General features: G+C 68.7%; 19 protein-coding genes and 1 tRNA gene. 14 read left to right on the forward strand and 6 right to left on the reverse strand.

Translation table 11 applies throughout. The annotated features are described in order from the left end of the window. The first annotated feature begins 143 nt into the window (after positions 1–143). From E7Y32_RS09060 to E7Y32_RS09080, 5 genes are all read left to right on the forward strand, one after another. Positions 144–758, forward strand: coding sequence for an FABP family protein (locus E7Y32_RS09060; protein WP_146336843.1), 615 nt, complete (start codon positions 144–146; stop codon positions 756–758). Positions 759–830: 72 nt separating this feature from the next. After that, positions 831–1,553 (forward strand): flavodoxin family protein, encoded by a 723-nt coding sequence (locus E7Y32_RS09065; protein ID WP_146336844.1) that lies wholly within the window; start codon positions 831–833, stop codon positions 1,551–1,553. Between the two features lie 22 nt (positions 1,554–1,575). After that, the gene (locus E7Y32_RS09070; protein WP_146336845.1) at positions 1,576–2,658 is read left to right on the forward strand and encodes a folate-binding protein YgfZ; all 1,083 of its coding nucleotides are present in this window, start codon (positions 1,576–1,578) and stop codon (positions 2,656–2,658) included. Further along, a complete protein-coding gene (locus tag E7Y32_RS09075; protein ID WP_261382392.1) occupies positions 2,655–3,071 on the forward strand; it encodes an ankyrin repeat domain-containing protein in 417 nt (138 codons plus the stop codon). Before E7Y32_RS09070 ends, E7Y32_RS09075 begins: the two co-directional genes overlap by 4 nt. A 63-nt stretch (positions 3,072–3,134) precedes the next feature. Beyond that, positions 3,135–4,670 (forward strand): DHA2 family efflux MFS transporter permease subunit, encoded by a 1,536-nt coding sequence (locus E7Y32_RS09080; protein WP_146336846.1) that lies wholly within the window; start codon positions 3,135–3,137, stop codon positions 4,668–4,670. A gap of 37 nt (positions 4,671–4,707) precedes the next feature. Here the strand turns inward: E7Y32_RS09080 and E7Y32_RS09085 are convergent, their stop codons facing one another. From E7Y32_RS09085 to E7Y32_RS09105, 5 genes are all read right to left on the reverse strand, one after another. Beyond that, positions 4,708–5,418 (reverse strand): GNAT family N-acetyltransferase, encoded by a 711-nt coding sequence (locus E7Y32_RS09085; RefSeq protein ID WP_146336847.1) that lies wholly within the window; start codon positions 5,416–5,418, stop codon positions 4,708–4,710. A gap of 33 nt (positions 5,419–5,451) precedes the next feature. After that, positions 5,452–6,477, reverse strand: a complete 1,026-nt coding sequence (locus E7Y32_RS09090) for a 6-phosphofructokinase (protein ID WP_146336848.1) — start codon at positions 6,475–6,477, stop codon at positions 5,452–5,454. Between the two features lie 206 nt (positions 6,478–6,683). Beyond that, a complete protein-coding gene (locus E7Y32_RS09095) occupies positions 6,684–6,938 on the reverse strand; it encodes a PspC domain-containing protein (RefSeq protein ID WP_146336849.1) in 255 nt (84 codons plus the stop codon). 3 nt (positions 6,939–6,941) lie between these two features. Beyond that, positions 6,942–7,214, reverse strand: coding sequence for a hypothetical protein (locus E7Y32_RS09100; RefSeq protein ID WP_146336850.1), 273 nt, complete (start codon positions 7,212–7,214; stop codon positions 6,942–6,944). A gap of 1 nt (position 7,215) precedes the next feature. Then, the gene (locus E7Y32_RS09105; protein ID WP_146336851.1) at positions 7,216–8,805 is read right to left on the reverse strand and encodes a PspC domain-containing protein; all 1,590 of its coding nucleotides are present in this window, start codon (positions 8,803–8,805) and stop codon (positions 7,216–7,218) included. Between the two features lie 125 nt (positions 8,806–8,930). On the opposite strand from E7Y32_RS09105, the gene E7Y32_RS09110 reads away from it, so the two are divergent. Next, entirely contained in the window at positions 8,931–10,304 is a 1,374-nt protein-coding gene (locus E7Y32_RS09110; RefSeq protein WP_146336852.1) for an ATP-binding protein, read from the forward strand. Further along, positions 10,301–10,990, forward strand: a complete 690-nt coding sequence (locus E7Y32_RS09115) for a LuxR C-terminal-related transcriptional regulator (protein WP_395940413.1) — start codon at positions 10,301–10,303, stop codon at positions 10,988–10,990. Before E7Y32_RS09110 ends, E7Y32_RS09115 begins: the two co-directional genes overlap by 4 nt. An 81-nt stretch (positions 10,991–11,071) precedes the next feature. Here E7Y32_RS09115 and E7Y32_RS09120 read toward each other — a convergent pair whose 3' ends face one another. Next, positions 11,072–12,289, reverse strand: coding sequence for a pyridoxal phosphate-dependent aminotransferase (locus tag E7Y32_RS09120; protein WP_146336853.1), 1,218 nt, complete (start codon positions 12,287–12,289; stop codon positions 11,072–11,074). Here E7Y32_RS09120 and E7Y32_RS16290 point away from each other — a divergent pair. The 7 genes from E7Y32_RS16290 (at position 12,252) to E7Y32_RS09150 (ending at position 16,583) form a co-directional block, all read left to right on the forward strand. Further along, complete coding sequence (locus E7Y32_RS16290; protein ID WP_186467122.1) at positions 12,252–12,488, forward strand: hypothetical protein; 237 nt, start codon at positions 12,252–12,254, stop codon at positions 12,486–12,488. The genes E7Y32_RS09120 and E7Y32_RS16290 overlap by 38 nt on opposite strands. A gap of 88 nt (positions 12,489–12,576) precedes the next feature. Beyond that, a tRNA-Trp gene (locus E7Y32_RS09125) sits at positions 12,577–12,649 on the forward strand. A gap of 79 nt (positions 12,650–12,728) precedes the next feature. After that, positions 12,729–13,013 (forward strand): preprotein translocase subunit SecE, encoded by a 285-nt coding sequence (secE, locus tag E7Y32_RS09130; RefSeq protein WP_146336854.1) that lies wholly within the window; start codon positions 12,729–12,731, stop codon positions 13,011–13,013. A 112-nt stretch (positions 13,014–13,125) separates the two neighbouring features. Beyond that, positions 13,126–13,932, forward strand: coding sequence for a transcription termination/antitermination protein NusG (gene nusG, locus E7Y32_RS09135; RefSeq protein WP_146336855.1), 807 nt, complete (start codon positions 13,126–13,128; stop codon positions 13,930–13,932). Between the two features lie 130 nt (positions 13,933–14,062). Further along, positions 14,063–14,494 carry a 50S ribosomal protein L11 gene (rplK, locus tag E7Y32_RS09140; RefSeq protein ID WP_018773647.1) on the forward strand — a complete coding sequence of 144 codons (432 nt, stop codon included), beginning with the start codon at positions 14,063–14,065 and terminating at the stop codon, positions 14,492–14,494. A gap of 176 nt (positions 14,495–14,670) precedes the next feature. After that, positions 14,671–15,378 carry a 50S ribosomal protein L1 gene (gene rplA / locus E7Y32_RS09145; protein ID WP_146336856.1) on the forward strand — a complete coding sequence of 236 codons (708 nt, stop codon included), beginning with the start codon at positions 14,671–14,673 and terminating at the stop codon, positions 15,376–15,378. Between the two features lie 92 nt (positions 15,379–15,470). Further along, a complete protein-coding gene (locus E7Y32_RS09150; protein WP_146336857.1) occupies positions 15,471–16,583 on the forward strand; it encodes a GNAT family N-acetyltransferase in 1,113 nt (370 codons plus the stop codon). Positions 16,584–16,633 lie beyond the last annotated feature (50 nt).

Consider the following 16,633-nt stretch of genomic DNA (forward strand, 5'->3'; position numbering starts at 1 on the left):
TTTCTTCCTTGTTCTGCTCGGCGTCGCCAGCCTCGCCATGGCCTGGTTCGCCGGCTTTGTGGTGTACCGGCTCTTCAAAGGCCAGAAGTAAGCAGCCGGAGCCACCACCCGTCCAGACCCCGTAGTTTCCAGAGGTAGCTGCTGTGCCGATTGAAATCCCTACCGACCTGACCCCCGAAATCGTTCCGCTGTCCTGGCTCATTGGTGAGTGGGAGGGCCGGGGACGGCTCGGTGCCGGGGACGAAGATTCCGAGCATTTCCTGCAGCACGTCTCCTTCACCCACAACGGCCTGCCGTACCTGCAGTACCGGGCCGAGTCGTGGCTGACCGATGACGAGGGAACCAGGCTCCGTCCGCTGACCGTGGAAACCGGCTTCTGGGCCCTTGAGCGCAAGCAGCGCGAGGAGGACGGCGGTCCCGGACTCATCCCGGCGGACATCGTTCCCGTGCTCAAGAGCGCCGACGAGGTCGAGGAGCTGCGCAACAGCGACGGCGGCTTCGACATTTCCGTCTCCATTGCGCACCCGGGCGGGATCTCGGAGCTGTACTACGGCCAGATCAAGGGCCCGCAAATCCAGCTCAGCACCGACATGGTGATGCGCGGCAGCCATTCCAAGGAGTACACCGCGGCCACGCGGATCTTCGGCCTGGTCGACGGGAACCTGCTCTGGCGCTGGGATGTCGCCACCGGCAAGGGCTCGACGCCGGGAGCCGGCCTGGAGGCCCACGCCTCCGCCATCCTCAGCAAAGTCGGCTGAACCGCGCGTCCGGCCCAAGGCCGGGGTCTCACTGATTTTCCGTTGTCCGCAGCGAACGCAGGGAGCACCACAGTGAACGGCACCGCCAAACCCGCACAGTACAGCGACCTCAAGGCAGTCTTCTTCAACGGCACCTTGAAGAGATCCCCGGAACGCTCCCACACGCAGGGCCTGATCGAGGCCAGCCGCGCCATCATGGAGAAACAGGGTGTCACCACCCGCGTCATCCGGACGGTGGACCACGACATCGCCAGCGGCGTCTATCCGGATATGCGCGAGCACGGCTGGGCCACGGACGAATGGCCTGAGCTGTACCCGGCCGTGCAGGAGGCGGACATCGTGGTGGTCGCCGGGCCGATCTGGCTGGGCGACAACTCCTCCCAGACCAAAAAGCTGATTGAACGGCTCTACGCGCACTCCGGCCAGCTGAACTCCAAGGGCCAGTGGGCGTTCTACCCGAAAGTGGGCGGCTGCCTCATTACCGGCAACGAGGACGGCATCAAGCACTGCGCCATGAACGTGCTCTACAGCCTCCAGCACATCGGCTTCACCATCCCGCCGCAGGCCGACGCCGGCTGGATCGGCGCGGTCGGCCCCGGTCCGAGCTACCTGGACGAAGGCTCCGGCGGCCCCGAGAGCGACTTCACCAACCGCAACACCACCTTCATGACCTGGAACCTGCTGCACCTGGCCCGCACCCTCAAGGACGCCGGCGGAATCCCCGCCTACGGCAACCTGCCGGACGAATGGAAAGCCGGCACACGATTCGACTTCGAAAATCCGGAATACCGCTGAGCGCTGGGGACTTCTACTTCATATGACTACCAAGAGCCCCCTGCTGTCGCGCCCGGGCGCGGTCGAAGCGGCCGGCGCGGACGCCGGCGTCGCCGCCCACTACGGCGAACCGCTGCGCGAACAGCGCGCCCTGGCCGCCGGCACCGCCGTCGTCGATCTCTCCCAGCGCGGCGTGGTCACGGTGAGCGGGCCGGACCGGCTGAGCTGGCTCAACACCCTGTCCTCCCAGCAGCTCACCGCCCTGGCCCCCAGGCAGTCGAGCGAGCTGCTGCTGCTCAGCGTGCAGGGGCGGATCGAATTCGACGCGCGGGTAGTGGACGACGGCGCCACCACCTGGCTGATCGTCGAGGCGGCCGAGGCCGCCCCGCTGGCCGAATGGCTCAACAAGATGAAGTTCATGCTCCGCGTCGAGATCGCCGACGTGTCCGCCGACTGGGCCGTGCTGGGCGCCACCCGCCCGGTTCCGGAGTGGTCCGGGCGGCTCGTCTGGGAAGACCCGTGGCCGCACGTGGGCGCCGGCGGCTACTCCTACGCGGTGGTCGGTGAAGACTCGCACCCCGGCCTGGAGCGGCCGTGGTTCGAATACCTCGTCCCGACCGCCGAGCTGGAGGCCGCCGTGGCGGACCGGCCGCTGGCCGGTGCGCTGGCGGCAGAGGCGCTGCGCGTCGCGGCGTGGCGGCCCCGCTGGGGAGCCGAGACCGACGACAAGACCATCCCGCACGAACTGGACCTACTGCGCACCGCGGTGCACCTCGCGAAGGGCTGTTACAAGGGGCAGGAAACCATCGCCCGGGTGCACAACCTGGGCCACCCGCCGCGGCGGCTGGTGTTCCTCCAGCTCGACGGGTCGCAGCACACCATGCCCGCCGTGGGCAGCGAAGTCCGGGCCGGCGACCGGAAGGTCGGCACCGTCACCTCCGTGGCGCAGCACTACGAAATGGGCCCGGTGGCCCTGGCCGTCATCAAACGCTCCACCGCCCCGGACGAGGTACTGACAGTGATGGACGGCGAGGAAGCCTACACCGCCGCCCAGGAGCTCATTGTCGCGCCCGACGCCGGGCAGGTCGTGGGACGCCAGACCGGGTTCCTCCGGGGGGCCCGGTGAACGGGGACCCGGTGGCCGGCGGCACGGAATCGGCCGCTGCCGACGAGGGGACCCTCGCGCTCGCCCATGCCCTGTTCGACGCCGCGCGCGGGGGCGACTCCGCCATGCTCGGTGGCTACCTCGCGGCGGGCGCCCCGGCCACACTGACCAACGCGGCGGGCGACTCGCTCCTGATGCTCGCGGCCTACCACGGCCACGCTGACACCGTCCGGCTGATCCTGGCCCACGGCGGGGACCCCAATACGGCCAACGACCGCGGGCAGACGCCGCTGGCCGGGGCGGTGTTCAAGGGCTACCCGGACGTCGTCGGGGTGCTGGTGGACGCCGGTGCCGACCCCGACGCCGGCAGCCCCTCCGCCCGGGCAGCCGCCCAAATGTTCGCCCGGGACGATATTCTGGCGCTCCTCGGCTGAACCCAGCCTTCCCCGATCCACCCCACCACTTCAACCGGCACCACGCACCGTAAGGAACCCCCGATGGAAAACGTAGCGAGGCCGTGGGCCGCCCTCTGGTCCCTGGTGATCGGATTCTTCATGATCCTGATCGACACCACCATCGTCTCGGTGGCCAACCCCAAGATCATGGAGGGGCTGAACGCGGACATTAACTCGGTGATCTGGGTGACCAGCGCCTACCTGCTGGCCTACGCCGTGCCGCTGCTCATCACCGGCCGCCTGGGTGACCGCTTCGGGCCGAAGAAGCTCTACCTCGCGGGCCTGGTGGTGTTCACTCTCGCCTCTCTGTGGTGCGGGCTCTCCGGCGACGTCCACACCCTGATCGAGGCCCGGGTTCTGCAGGGGCTGGGCGCCGCGATGATGACGCCGCAGACCATGGCGGTCATCACCCGGATCTTCCTGCCGGACCGACGCGGTGCGGCCATGGGCATCTGGGGCGCCACCGCCGGCGTGGCCACCCTGGTGGGGCCGATCCTCGGCGGCGTCCTGGTGGACGGGCTGGGCTGGGAGTGGATCTTCTTCATTAACATCCCCGTCGGCATCGCCGGCTTTGTCCTGGCTCTGCGCTTCGTCCCCTCCCTGAGCACCCACCCGCACAAGTTCGACATCCCCGGCGTGCTGCTCAGCGCAGTCGGCCTGTTCCTGCTGGTGTTCGGCATCCAGGAAGGCGAGACCTACAACTGGGGCACCATCACCGGCCCCATCACGGTGTGGGGCCTGATCATCGGCGGCCTCGTCGTCCTCGCCGCCTTCGTGGCCTGGCAGCGGATCAACAAGGGCGAGCCGCTCTTGCCGCTGGGACTGTTCAAGGACCGCAACTTCTCCCTGGCCAACATCGGCATCACCACTGTGGGCTTCACGGTAACCGCCTTCAGCCTTCCGCTGATCTTCTACTACCAGGTGGTCCGCGGCCTGACCCCGACCCAGTCCGCGCTCATGATGGTCCCGATGGCGGTCATCTCAGGCGGCCTGGCACCGGTGGTAGGCCGGATCATTGACCGGGTCAACCCGAAATTCATCACCGCCCTCGGCCTGACCCTGATGTCCGTTGCGCTGTTCTGGAACGCCTCGTTGATGCACCCGGACACCCCCATCTGGCTTTTCCTGCTCCCCAGCGCGGTGCTGGGCTTCGCGAACGCCGGGATCTGGGCGCCGCTGAGCTCCACGGCCACCCGGAACCTGCCGCCGCGCCAGGCCGGGGCCGGCTCCGGCGTGTACAACACCACCCGTCAGATCGGCGCCGTCCTGGGTAGCGCGGCCATCGCCGTGCTGATCCAGGCCCGGCTTGCAGCCGAACTCCCGGCGGCGCCCGGCGCCTCGGGGGAGTCGAGCCCGATGGCGTTCGGTGGCCAGCTGCCCGAGGCGCTGCACGCAGGGTTCTCGACGGCGATGGGCCAGTCGATCCTGCTGCCCGCGGCCGTGATTCTGCTGGGCGCGGCCGTGGCGCTGTTCTTCGCCAAACCGCAGCCGCACCAGGGCTGGGGGACCCCCGGCACGGTGCCGGCCGCCGAAAGCGGGCACGCCGTGGCGGAGGGGACCGGGGCCCGGCAGGGCTAGGGTCTGCTGCCCAGGCCGTACCTCCCCAACCGGGCGGCTAGCCCAGGAGCACGCTGGTCTGGATGCCCCCGGCGGTGAAGCCGAGCCTCCGGGCCAGGGCGAGGGAGCCCTTGTTGCTGACGTCGGATCGCCACTGCAGGGTCAGGCCGGAGGCGAGGGCCTCGTGGGCGGCGATGGAGGCGGCGAGCGTGCCGACGCCGCGCCGCCGCCACGCCGGGGCCACCAGCACCCCGAGCTGCGCCAGGATCCCTTCCCACTCGGTGTAGGCTCCGCAGGCGACGGGCGTCCGGCGGCCGTCCTCCAGGTGCATGATCGTGAAGCGGTGCTCAAGGTCCGCCAGGCCCACCTCGTTGACATCGTCCGGCGGGCACAGCCCTTCGAGTTCGATCGCTTCCGGGTTCCCGTGCGAGACGGTCAGTTCCTCGGAGGGCTGCTGCAAGGGCAGGTCGTCGGCGAAGAACAGCGCGGCGGCGCCCAGCCCGTGGCCGCCGTGCCCGCGGGTGATGGTCAGCAGCGTGACGTGCTGGGCCAGTTCCTCGTCCGTGTAGCCGTCGGCGGCGTCGAGGGCCCATTGCGGCCCCACCAGGGCGGAGCTGCCGAACAGGCGGACGAACTGCAGCGATCGCGCAGCGTCGTTGGCCAGGGTGAGGCGGCGTCCCGCGGCACCGACGAAGGCGCCGTCGTCGAATCCCAGCCGGCGGTCCCAGGCGAGCTGGACGATTTCGGCGGAGCCGGGCGCAAGAGTCATGACCCAACCCTACCCAGCAGCTGCCCGGAAGCCTCAGCCGAAGAGGACCGCGGCTTCCTCGTAGCGGTCTTTCGGCACGCTCTTGAGGTTGCCCAGGGCGGCGTCGAAGCCGACGTGGACGATGTCCGTGCCGTGCAGGGACACCATGGTGCCCCAGCGCTGCTCGACCACCGAGTCGATCGCGGCCATGCCCAGGCGGGTCGCGAGGACGCGGTCGAATGCCGTCGGGACGCCGCCGCGCTGGATGTGTCCCAGCACGGTGGCCCGGGTCTCGATGCCCGTGCGCGCCTCCAGCTCGGGGGCCAGCAGTTCGGCGATGCCGCCAAGGCGGGGCCGGCCGAAGGTGTCCAGCCCGCGCTCGGAGTGAGGGGACTCCTGGCCCTCCGGGACGAAGCCCTCCGCGACGACCACCAGCGGGGCGCGGCCGCGGTCGCGGGCGGAGAGGACCCATTCGGTGATCTGCTCCATCGAGGCCTTCTGCTCGGGGATCAGGATGGCGTGGGCGCCGGAGGCCATGCCGGCGTGCAGGGCGATCCAGCCGACGTGGCGGCCCATCACCTCCGCGATCATGGTCCGGTGGTGGGATTCCCCGGTGGTGCGGAGCCGGTCGATCGCCTCGGTGGCGATTTCGACGGCGGTATCGAACCCGAAGGTGTAGTCGGTGGCGTCGAGGTCATTGTCCACGGTCTTGGGCACGCCGACGATCTTCAGGCCGGCGTCGGTCAGGCGCTTCGCCGCCGCGAGGGTTCCTTCGCCGCCGATGGCGATGATGGCGTCGATGCCCAGCCGTTCCATGTTGGCCTTGATGACCTCCGGGCCGCCGTTGTTCTCGAACGGGTTGGTCCGGGAGGTGCCGAGGATGGTTCCGCCCTGCTTGGCGATGCCGCGGACCAGCGCGCGGGGAATGTCGATGATGTCGCCCTCGACCACGCCGCGCCAGCCGTCCAGGAATCCCAGGAATTCGTGGCCGTGCACGGCGATGCCCTTCAGGACGGCGCCGCGGATCACGGCGTTCAGTCCGGGGCAGTCTCCGCCGCTGGTGAGGATTCCAATTTTCATGTCTCGGCTCAAATCCTGGTTCGAAGGGATACAGGCAGAGCGCCACGCTGAGCTCACCTAGAAGTGTACTGGCGCATGTGGGGCAGGACACAAACCGTGACCAACGCACAGTGCCCCTGCCGGCGTCGGCAGGGGCACTGGGTGCTTGGTGCTGGGGCGAGGATCCGGCCGCGGGTCCCCGGGGACCCGGCGCGGCCAAGGACCCGTTAGGGCTGGCCCGCGCGCCGCTCAAGGAAGGACTCGAGGACGATCGCGTTCCGCTGGTCCGGCAGGACCAGCCAGGCCGCCAGGTAGAACACAAAGGCGGGGCCCGGAAGGAGGGCGAAAAGCAGGAACGCGATGCGGACGAACGCGACGTCGACGTTCAGTTTGGCGGCGATGCCGCCGCAGACGCCGCCCAACCAACGCTGCGGACCGCGTTTCAGGCCAAGGCCCCGGACGATGCTGAAGAACTTATCCATGGTTCAAGACTTCCCTGTTGTGGTTTCTTTGTCACGTCCGCGGGCGGACAGCAGCCCGCCGATGACCAGCGCGGCGCCGGCGCCGATCATCAGGCCGATCAGGACGTAGGTCCCGTTCAGCGTGACGATCCCGAGGCGGGAGATGATGATCAGCGCGGCCAAGGCCAGCACGATCAGCCCCCAGACCACGGTGCCGACGCGGGCCCGCTGGCTGCCGGGCACTGAGGGGTCCGCCGGTGTTTCCGGCGCGTCCGTTGCCGGGTCATAGCTGCTCATGTCAGTTCCCTTCCTTCACGGTGATGTTGCTCAGCGTCCCGGAGATCTTGACGATCAGGCGGGCACCGGCTTTGTCCGTGTTGTAGTCGCTTTGCTGCGTGGTCATGCCGCCGTGGTTGCCGCGGCCGTCGTTGAGGTTGCCCATGGTCAGGTCCGTCTGGACCTGGACCGGGACGGTGGCGGGGATGGCCACCGTGACGTTGCTCGCCGTGGCATCCAGCCGGACCACGACGTCGGATCCCAGCGGCGGGTTCAGGTTCAGCTTGGTCAGGTCCACCGTGCCGGTCCCGCCCGTGATGTCAAAGCCGTCCGCGGCCTGCTCGATGCTCGCGGGGCTCCAGTCGACGTTCTGGAAGCGGGCCCGGTCGGCGTTTGGCACCAGGTTGAAGATCCCGCCGATGATCAGGGCGACGACGGCGAAGAAGCCCAGGATGCCGGCCGTCCGGCCGCGAAGACCGGAGATGAGAATGCCGAGGCCCAGCACCGCCGCGCCGCTGGCCCACACCACGGCGTTGCCCGCGGTTCCGAGATTGATCGCGTGCACGGCGTCGAGGGCCTTGATGCCGCCGCCGACCAGCAGGGCCACGCCGGTGGTGACGGCCACGGCGGGGGCGCCCGGACCCAAGTTTCGGGTCTTCGGGGCGGGCGCGGGGTGCGGCACCGGCCCGTAGCCGCCGTATCCGCCGCCGTATCCGCCGCCGTAGGGCGGGGTGCCGCCCGGAGGCGGAGGAGCCGCCGGGCCGGCGCCGGAGTGCTCCTGCCAGCCGTGGGCCGGGACGCCCTCCAACGGCAGCGTCTGATTGCTCAGGGTCGTGTCCGGTACGGACGCCGGGACCGACCCCGGGACGGTCGTGGCGGGGGCGCCCTGGCCCGGGAAACCGGGGGCGTGGCCGGCCGGTCCGTAGGTGGGGGTGCCGTGGGCGGCGGGGCCGCGGGCCTTGTTGCGCTGGGTCAGGTAATAGATGACGTAGATGGCGCCGCCCACCCAGAACACCGTCCAGACAAAGGCGCCGAAACCGTAGCGGTCCCAGCCCCAGGCGCCGCTGCCCAGGCTGGGGAAGCCGATGATGGTTGTGACCAGGGCTCCGGTCATGCCTGAGCTCCAGCGGCCGGCCGCCGCCTCCTGGACGTGAATCCGGCCGTCGGGTTCGGGAAGGAACGCCCACGCCAGCCCGTAAAGGAGGACGCCGACCCCGGCGAAGACCGTCAGGACGATCAGGATGCCGCGCACGATCAGCGGGTCGACGCCGAGCCGCTGCGCGATGCCACTGGCGACGCCGCCGATCCAGCGCTCGCGGCCCCGGTAGATGCCGTGCCCGCGGATCCAGTCAAAGAAGTTCTGGGGCTGCGCTCCGGGACCCGGGGCGCCGGGATAGCGCGGCGGCGTGGTGCCGGCGGAGGAGGAGTAGGGGCCGCCCGGCGGGTAGAGGGGAGGCGCGTCCTGGGCGGCGGACTCGCCGCCGGATGCGCGGTTCCCGTCGGAACCGCCGGAAGGGTCGTCGGGGGTGGCGTCCGGGGTGCCGTCTGGGTTGCTGTCCGGACGGCCCGGGACGCTCGGGTCTTCATCTGGGTGCGGAGTGTGCGGGTTCATACTTCGATCCTCCTGCCCGCGGGGGTCTCCGCTCTACTGGGGAACACCCTGAACCGTCCCTGAGCGGCCCCCGGTTCGGCCCGAAAGCGGCTCCGGGAAACCCCGGTCCGTGTTTGGATTGAGTCATGACAACAGCCGTTTCCCGCCCGCCGCTGGCGCGCAGCAGCGACCGCATGATTGCCGGTGTCTGCGCGGGCCTCGCCAACCACCTGGGCTGGCCGGTGCAGATGGTCCGGATCGGTATGGTGGTGGCGGCGCTCGCGGGCGGCGCCGGCGTCGCGTTTTATGCCTGGCTCTGGATCATGGTGCCCACCGCGGACGAGAGCGCCAAGCGCAACGCGCGGCGGCCGGCGTCGCCGATTGCCCCGGCGGTGAGTGACCACGCCGGCAACGTCCTTCCTCCCGCCGGCCGGTCCAGCGGCCCCGCAGCTGCGGCGGCCGGATCCTGGCGGACCCGGCTCCCGGGCATGCCGTACGGCAAGGAGATCCTGCTCGGCGCCGGGCTGCTGCTGGCGGCCGGCATCCTGATCGCCCGGCTGTTTGGCCTGGACGTCCCGCTGGGCACCCTGATCCCGGTGGCCGCGATCCTGGGCGGCGCCGCGATCGCGTGGATGCAGCTTGATGAGACCCGGCGTGCGGGCATTGTGGACAAGACCAAGGCCGACCAGGCCGGCGGCTGGGCCAGGCTCGCGGCCGGGCTCGGCCTGGTGGTGGCCGGGGTGCTGCTGATGGTCTCCGGTTCCGGGTCCTGGGAGCAGACCTGGCTGGCGCTGCTGGCGTCCGTCGCCGTCCTCGGCGGCGTGGCGCTGGTGCTGCTGCCCTGGGGGCTGAAGTTCTGGCGGGACCTGGAGGCCGAGCGCGCCGGCCGGGTGCGGGCCACGGAACGGGCCGAGATCGCCGCCCACCTGCATGATTCGGTGCTCCAGACCCTGGCCCTGATCCAGCGGCGCGCCGGCAGCGAGCACGACGTCGTCCGCCTGGCCCGCGCCCAGGAACGGGAGCTGCGGGGCTGGCTCTACCGGGACCCGGGACGGGAAGCAGGCCAGCTCTCCGACGCGCTGCAGGCCGCCGCCGCCGAGGTGGAAGATTCCCTCGGGCACGCCGTCGACGTCGTCACGGTGGGCGACTGCGCCCTCACCGAACGCCTTGAGGCCATGGTCCAGGCGGCGCGCGAAGCCATGCTGAACGCGGCCCGCCACGGCGGCGGCGCCGTCTCGGTCTACCTCGAGGTCACCGACGACGCCGCCGAGGTGTTCGTCAAGGACCGCGGCCCGGGATTTGATCCGGGGTCCATCCCCGCCGACCGCCTGGGGGTGCGCGAATCCATGATCGGCCGGATGCGGCGCCACGGCGGCACCGCAAGCATCGCCAGCAGCCCCGCCGGCACCGAGGTCCGGCTCAGGCTGCCCCTCGCGGCCTCCGCCGGAAGCAGCGGAACCAGCGGAACCAACGGAACCGACGGGGCCGCCGCGCCCAACGGAGAGGACACCACACAGTGAGCAACCAGCCATTGGCCGGCAGCGGGGCAGCGAACCCGCCCGGCGCCACACGCGTGGTCATCGTTGATGACCACGCCATCTTCCGGTCCGGACTGAAGGCCGACCTCGATCCCGGCATCCTCGTCGTCGGCGAGGCCGGGACCGTGGAGGAAGCCGTCGCCGTCATCGCCGCAACCCGGCCCGACGTCGTCCTGCTGGATGTCCATCTCCCCGGCGGACTCGGCGGCGGCGGCCGCGAGGTGCTGGCAGGCTCCGCGGCGTTGCTGGGCAGCACCAGGTTCCTCGCGCTGAGCGTGTCCGACGCCGCCGAGGACGTGGTCTCCGTGATCCGGGCCGGCGCGCGCGGCTACGTCACCAAGACCATCTCCGGGGCCGAGATCAGCGACGCGGTGCGCCGCGTGGCCGGCGGCGACGCCGTCTTTTCACCCCGGCTGGCCGGTTTTGTCCTGGATGCCTTCGGCACCGCCCCCGCGGACATTGCCGACAACGAACTCGACCGGCTGTCCGCCCGCGAACTTGAAGTGATGCGGCTGATCGCCCGCGGCTACAGCTACAAGGAAGTCGCCAAGGAACTGTTCATCTCGATCAAGACGGTCGAGACCCACGTCTCCGCGGTGCTGCGCAAACTCCAGCTCTCCAGCCGGCACGAGCTGACCCGCTGGGCCGCGGAGCGCCGCCTCCTCTGACCCAAAAATGCTCTATCACTTAGGGGCCGTTTGCCGGGGGCATGGGGACCCGAAGTGATAGAGCATCAGAGGTTCGGGGTGCTATTTGGCCTTGCCGAGGAAGTCCTGGAGGCGGCCGACGCCGGTGGCCAGGTCCTCGTCGCCCAAAGCGTAGGACAGTCGCAGGTAGCCGGAGGGACCGAAGGCCTCACCGGGAACCACGGCGACCTCCACCTCGTCGAGGATCAGCGCGGCGAGTTCGGCCGACGTCGAAGGCCGCACCGGGCCGTTCGCGGAGGGGAATTCCTTGCCCAGCAGCGCCCGGACGTCCGCGTACACGTAGAAGGCGCCCTTCGGCGTCGGGCAGTCGACGCCATCAATCGCGTTCAGGCCCGCCACGATGGCCTTCCTCCGCCGGTCGAAGGCCACCTTCATCTCGTCCACCGCGGTCAGCGGGCCGGACACGGCCGCGAGGGCCGCGACCTGCATGATGTTTGAAACGTTGGAGGTCGCGTGCGACTGCAGGTTGGTGGCGGCCTTGATGACGTCCGCCGGGCCGATCATCCAACCCACCCGCCAGCCGGTCATCGCGTAGGTCTTGGCGACGCCGTTGAGGATGACCACCCTGTCGCCGAGTTCCGGGACGGCGGTGGCGATCGAGGTGAAGGGCACGCCGTCGTAGGTCAGGTGCTCGTAGATCTCATCGGTGACCACCCACAGGCCCTTGGCAGCGGCCCACTGGCCGATTTCCCGGACCTGCTCCGGCGAGTACACGGCGCCGGTGGGGTTGGACGGAGAGACGAAGAGGAGGATCTTGGTGCGGTCCGTCAGAGCGGCCTCGAGCTGCTCCACCGTGACCAGGTATTCCTGCTCGGGCCCGGCGAAGACCTCCACCGGAACGCCGCCTGCCAGCCGGATCGCCTCCGGGTAGGTGGTCCAGAACGGCGTCGGGACGATCACTTCGTCGCCCGGATCCAACAGGGTGGCGAAGGTGTTGTAGACAGCCTGTTTGCCGCCGTTGGTGACCAGCACCTGGGACGCCTCGGCCGTGTAGCCGGAATCCCGGAAGGTCTTGTCCGCGATGGCCTGCTTCAGCTCGGGCAGCCCGCCGGCAGGGGAGTAGCGGTGGTATTTCGGCTGGGAGGCGGCTGCGATGGCGGCCTCAACGATGTAGCCGGGGGTCGGGAAATCCGGTTCGCCGGCGCCGAAGCCGATGACGGGCCGGCCGGCCGCCTTCAACGCCTTCGCCTTGGCATCGACAGCCAATGTGGCGGATTCGGCTATGGCGGAAATGCGCTGGGAAATGCGGGCGGCAGGCATTGCGGGTCCGTTCTTCGCGTTCAGCTCGTGGCTGGATGTGGGATTCGACGAAATCTACTCTATGCTGTTCAGCGGATCCTCCGGGGTGCCGGGTATGAATGTGACCCAGAGCGGAAATGCGGCTTCACTGTCCGCCGTTTCCGCAGGCAGCCAGGGGTCCGGACGGGGCCGGTTCGACGTGGACGCAGTTGTTGCGTAGACTGGTTCTCCGGTGTTGAAAACACGATGATGGCGTGCGCCTCAGGGAAGCCTGCGGAAAAGCGCGGTTTGGCTGGTTTTCGATCCATAGGGTAGTGGCGCAATTGGTAGCGCAGCGGTCTCCAAAACCGCAGGTTGCAGGTTCGAGTCCTGTCTGCCCTGCGCAAGCTGTTCCGGAATTTACCGGAACAAGCGCAGCAACCATGGTTCAGTTCAGAGCCGGGTATCCGACATCGCGAGGATGAGTGAGGATCAGGTGACCGAAACAGCTGCCAGCAGCTCCCAAGGCCGCCCCGCCAAGAATGCCCCCAAGGCAGGATTCTTCGCTCGGATTGCACTCTTCGTCCGCCAGGTCATCGGCGAACTGAAGAAAGTCGTTGCACCCACCCGCAAGGAACTGATCAACTACACGCTCGTGGTGCTGGTGTTCGTGGTCATCATGATGGTGATCGTCACCCTGCTGGACCTGGCCTTCGGGACCGGAGTGAGCTGGGTCTTCGGCGGAACAGGCGCCACGGACCGCTAAGGCGACCGGTCCGCAGACTGCGTGGAACTCTGGGAAACCGGAGCTTCTGCGGGGTGTGCGGAATTGAGCCATTTAAATAGGCATGTTAGGCAATGAGGAAGCAGGAGACCAAGTGTCTGAGCAGGAGCTCGAGGTAAACGAGACTGAGCTGGATAAGAGCCAGGACGCCGCGGTGGAAACCACGGAAGAGTCCGAGGCTGAGTCCGCTGCGCCCGCATCCGACGCCGCTGACGAATCTGCCGACGAGGCCGTAGCTGCCGAGGACACCGAATCCGGCGAGGAAGGCGACGCCCTTGCGGTGGCCGCCGCGGCTGCCGACGTCGACCCCGCCGAGGAGTTCAAGGCCAAGCTACGCCGCCAGGAAGGTGACTGGTACGTCATCCACTCCTACGCCGGCTACGAAAACCGCGTCAAGGCCAACCTTGAGACCCGCATCCAGACCCTGGACATGGAAGATTACATCTTCGAAATCCAGGTCCCGATGGAGGAAGTCGTTGAGATCAAGAACGCTCAGCGCAAGGTCATCAACCGCGTCCGCATCCCCGGCTACGTCCTGGTCCGCATGGACCTGACGGACGCCTCCTGGGGCGCCGTCCGCCACACCCCCGGCGTCACCGGCTTCGTCGGCAACGCCCACAACCCCGTGCCGCTGCGCCTCGACGAGGTCTTCTCCATGCTCGCCCCGGTCTTCGAAGAAGAGCAGGCCGAGAAGGGCAAGCCGGTCAAGCACGCTGCCGCCGCGGTCGACGTCGACTTCGAGGTCGGCGAGTCGGTCATCGTCAAGGAGGGCCCCTTTGAGACCCTGCCCGCCACGATCTCCGAGATCAAGGTCGATTCGCAGACCCTGGTGGTGCTGGTCTCCATCTTCGAGCGCGAGACCCCGGTCACCCTGGCGTTCAACCAGGTCAGCAAGATCTAGCAATACCAACAGAATTCGCCCCGGGCTGCCCGCTTAGCAGCCTCGGAGCGGCCGGCCGCCTCGCCATGGCGGCCACCAACCTGAGGCACGCTCCTGTGCCCCAGGACGTAATTGAGAGAAGGACCCTACATTGGCTCCCAAGAAGAAGGTCACCGGCCTCATCAAGCTACAGATCCAGGCAGGTGCCGCCAACCCGGCCCCGCCGATCGGTCCTGCGCTTGGCCAGCACGGTGTCAACATCATGGAATTCTGCAAGGCGTACAACGCTGCGACGGAAGCCCAGCGCGGCAACGTTATTCCGGTTGAAATCACGGTCTACGAGGACCGCTCGTTCACGTTCATCACCAAGACCCCGCCGGCTGCAGAGCTCATCAAGAAGGCTGCAGGCGTCGCCAAGGGTTCGGCTACCCCGCACACCGTCAAGGTTGCCAAGCTGACCCAGGCCCAGGTCAACGAGATCGCCACCACCAAGATGGAAGACCTCAACGCCACCAGCCTCGAAGGCGCCGCGAAGATCATCGCCGGCACCGCCCGCTCCATGGGTATCACCGTCGAGGGTTAAGTCCCCACCGCCGATGCGCCGGGTTCGGGGAACCGATCACGACGCCGTCAGCACCGCCGGGCGACCGGCACCACCTAAACATAGAAGAGCGGGAACCGGATACACCACCGGAATCCCGACTGTGGCAGGGCCCAGCGCGGTCCGCAGACCACAACTGCACAAGGAGAATAAGCAGCATGGCAAAGCGCAGCAAAGCATATGAGGCAGCCGCCGCCAAGATCGACGCGGAGAAGTTCTACGCGCCGTTCGAGGCAGTGACGCTCGCCAAGGACACCAACCCGTCCAAGTTCGACGCCACCGTTGAGGTCGCGTTCCGCCTCGGCGTCGACCCCCGCAAGGCCGACCAGATGGTCCGCGGCACCGTCAACCTGCCGCACGGCACCGGTAAGGTCGCCCGCGTCCTGGTCTTCGCCACCGGCGACAAGGCTGAAGCCGCCATCGCGGCCGGCGCCGACTTCGTTGGTTCCGACGACCTGATCGAAAAGATCGCCGGCGGCTGGACCGACTTCGACGCCGCCGTCGCCACCCCTGACCTCATGGGCAAGGTTGGCCGCCTCGGTAAGGTCCTCGGCCCGCGCAACCTGATGCCGAACCCGAAGACCGGCACCGTGACCGCTGACGTTGCGAAGGCTGTCAACGACATCAAGGGCGGCAAGATCGACTTCCGCGTCGACAAGCACTCGAACCTGCACTTCATCATCGGCAAGGTTTCCTTCGACGCCGTCAAGCTGGCCGAGAACTACGCCGCGGCCCTGGAAGAGGTTCTCCGCCTCAAGCCGTCCGCTTCCAAGGGCCGCTACATCCAGAAGGCCACCGTCGCCACGACGTTCGGCCCGGGTATCTCGGTTGACCCCGCCGTCACCAAGGTCCTGACCGAGGCCTAAGCCTCCGGCTAGCCTCACCAGGCAGTGAAAAGACCGTCCCGCGTCCGCGGGGCGGTCTTTTCTGCGTTCCGGGCGGAGGCTAGGCTGTGCCGGTGACTGCCGCAACGTACCACATCGAACCACTTTCCCTGCCCGAGTCCCTTGACGCGCCCGACGCCGCCGAGTTCCACGAATTCGGCCGGCTCTGCGACGCCATCACCCGGGAAATATGGGGCAGTATGGACCGCGCGACGGCGGACCAGGCGCGGCTGCGTTTCTGGCGGGACAACGCCTATTCACGGACACGGATCTTCTTCGTGCGGCTGGAGGGCAGAATGGTGGCGAAGGCCTGGGTCCGCTTCGAGCAGCAGGAAAACCTGGGCAGCGCCCTGCTGCAGGTTGCCGTACTGCAGCCCTACTCCGGCCGTGGGATCGGCCGCGCGCTGCTCGCCCACACCGAAGCCCTGGCCGCCGCCGACGGCCGCACGGTCCTGAAGAGTTACACGGAACATCCGGCAGACTTCGACGCCGAGGGTCCGGACGTGCTCGTACCGTTGACCGGCACCGGTGCGCTGCCGGCCGCTGCCCGCGGTGTCCGCTTCGCCACGGCGGCGGGCTACCGGCTGGAACAGGTCGAGCGGTACAGCAGCCTGGATGTCGCCGCAGCCCTTCCCGGACTGGAACCCCTGGAACGGGAGGCCCGGACCAAAGCCGCCGGGTATGAGCTGCTGGGCTGGACAGACCATTGCCCGGACGATCTCGTGGCGCAACTCGCGGTCCTGATGTCGCGGATGAGCACGGATGCGCCGACGGGCGGCCTCAGCTACGACGAGGAAGTCTGGGACACTGCCCGCGTCCGCCATGTCGAGGAAACGTGGAAGCGGGCCGGCAACACGTCGCTCGTGACGGCGGCACGCCACCTGGGCAGTGGCGAGCTGGCGGCCTACTCAGTGCTTGAACTGGCGCCCGGCAAGCCCTGGCTGGCCGAGCAGGACGACACCCTCGTGGCCGCGGCCCACCGCGGCCACCGCCTGGGGATGCTCGTCAAGATCGCCAACCTGCGGCGCCTTGCCGACTACCCGGACGTCCGGCGTGTCACCACGTTCAACGCTGCCGAAAACGACCACATGCTGGCCATCAACGTCGCCCTCGGATTCCGGCCGGCCGGCTGGGACGGGGAGTGGCAGAAGACGGTTGAGCCGGGAGCTGCCGCCGCTGCGGACTAGGCTCCGCCGGGCGGCCGGGGTGGGCGGAAAACTAGCCGTGCCGGGCCATG

This window comes from Arthrobacter sp. UKPF54-2, from assembly GCF_007858535.1.
In the GTDB taxonomy this organism is placed as follows: Bacteria; Actinomycetota; Actinomycetes; order Actinomycetales; family Micrococcaceae; genus Arthrobacter.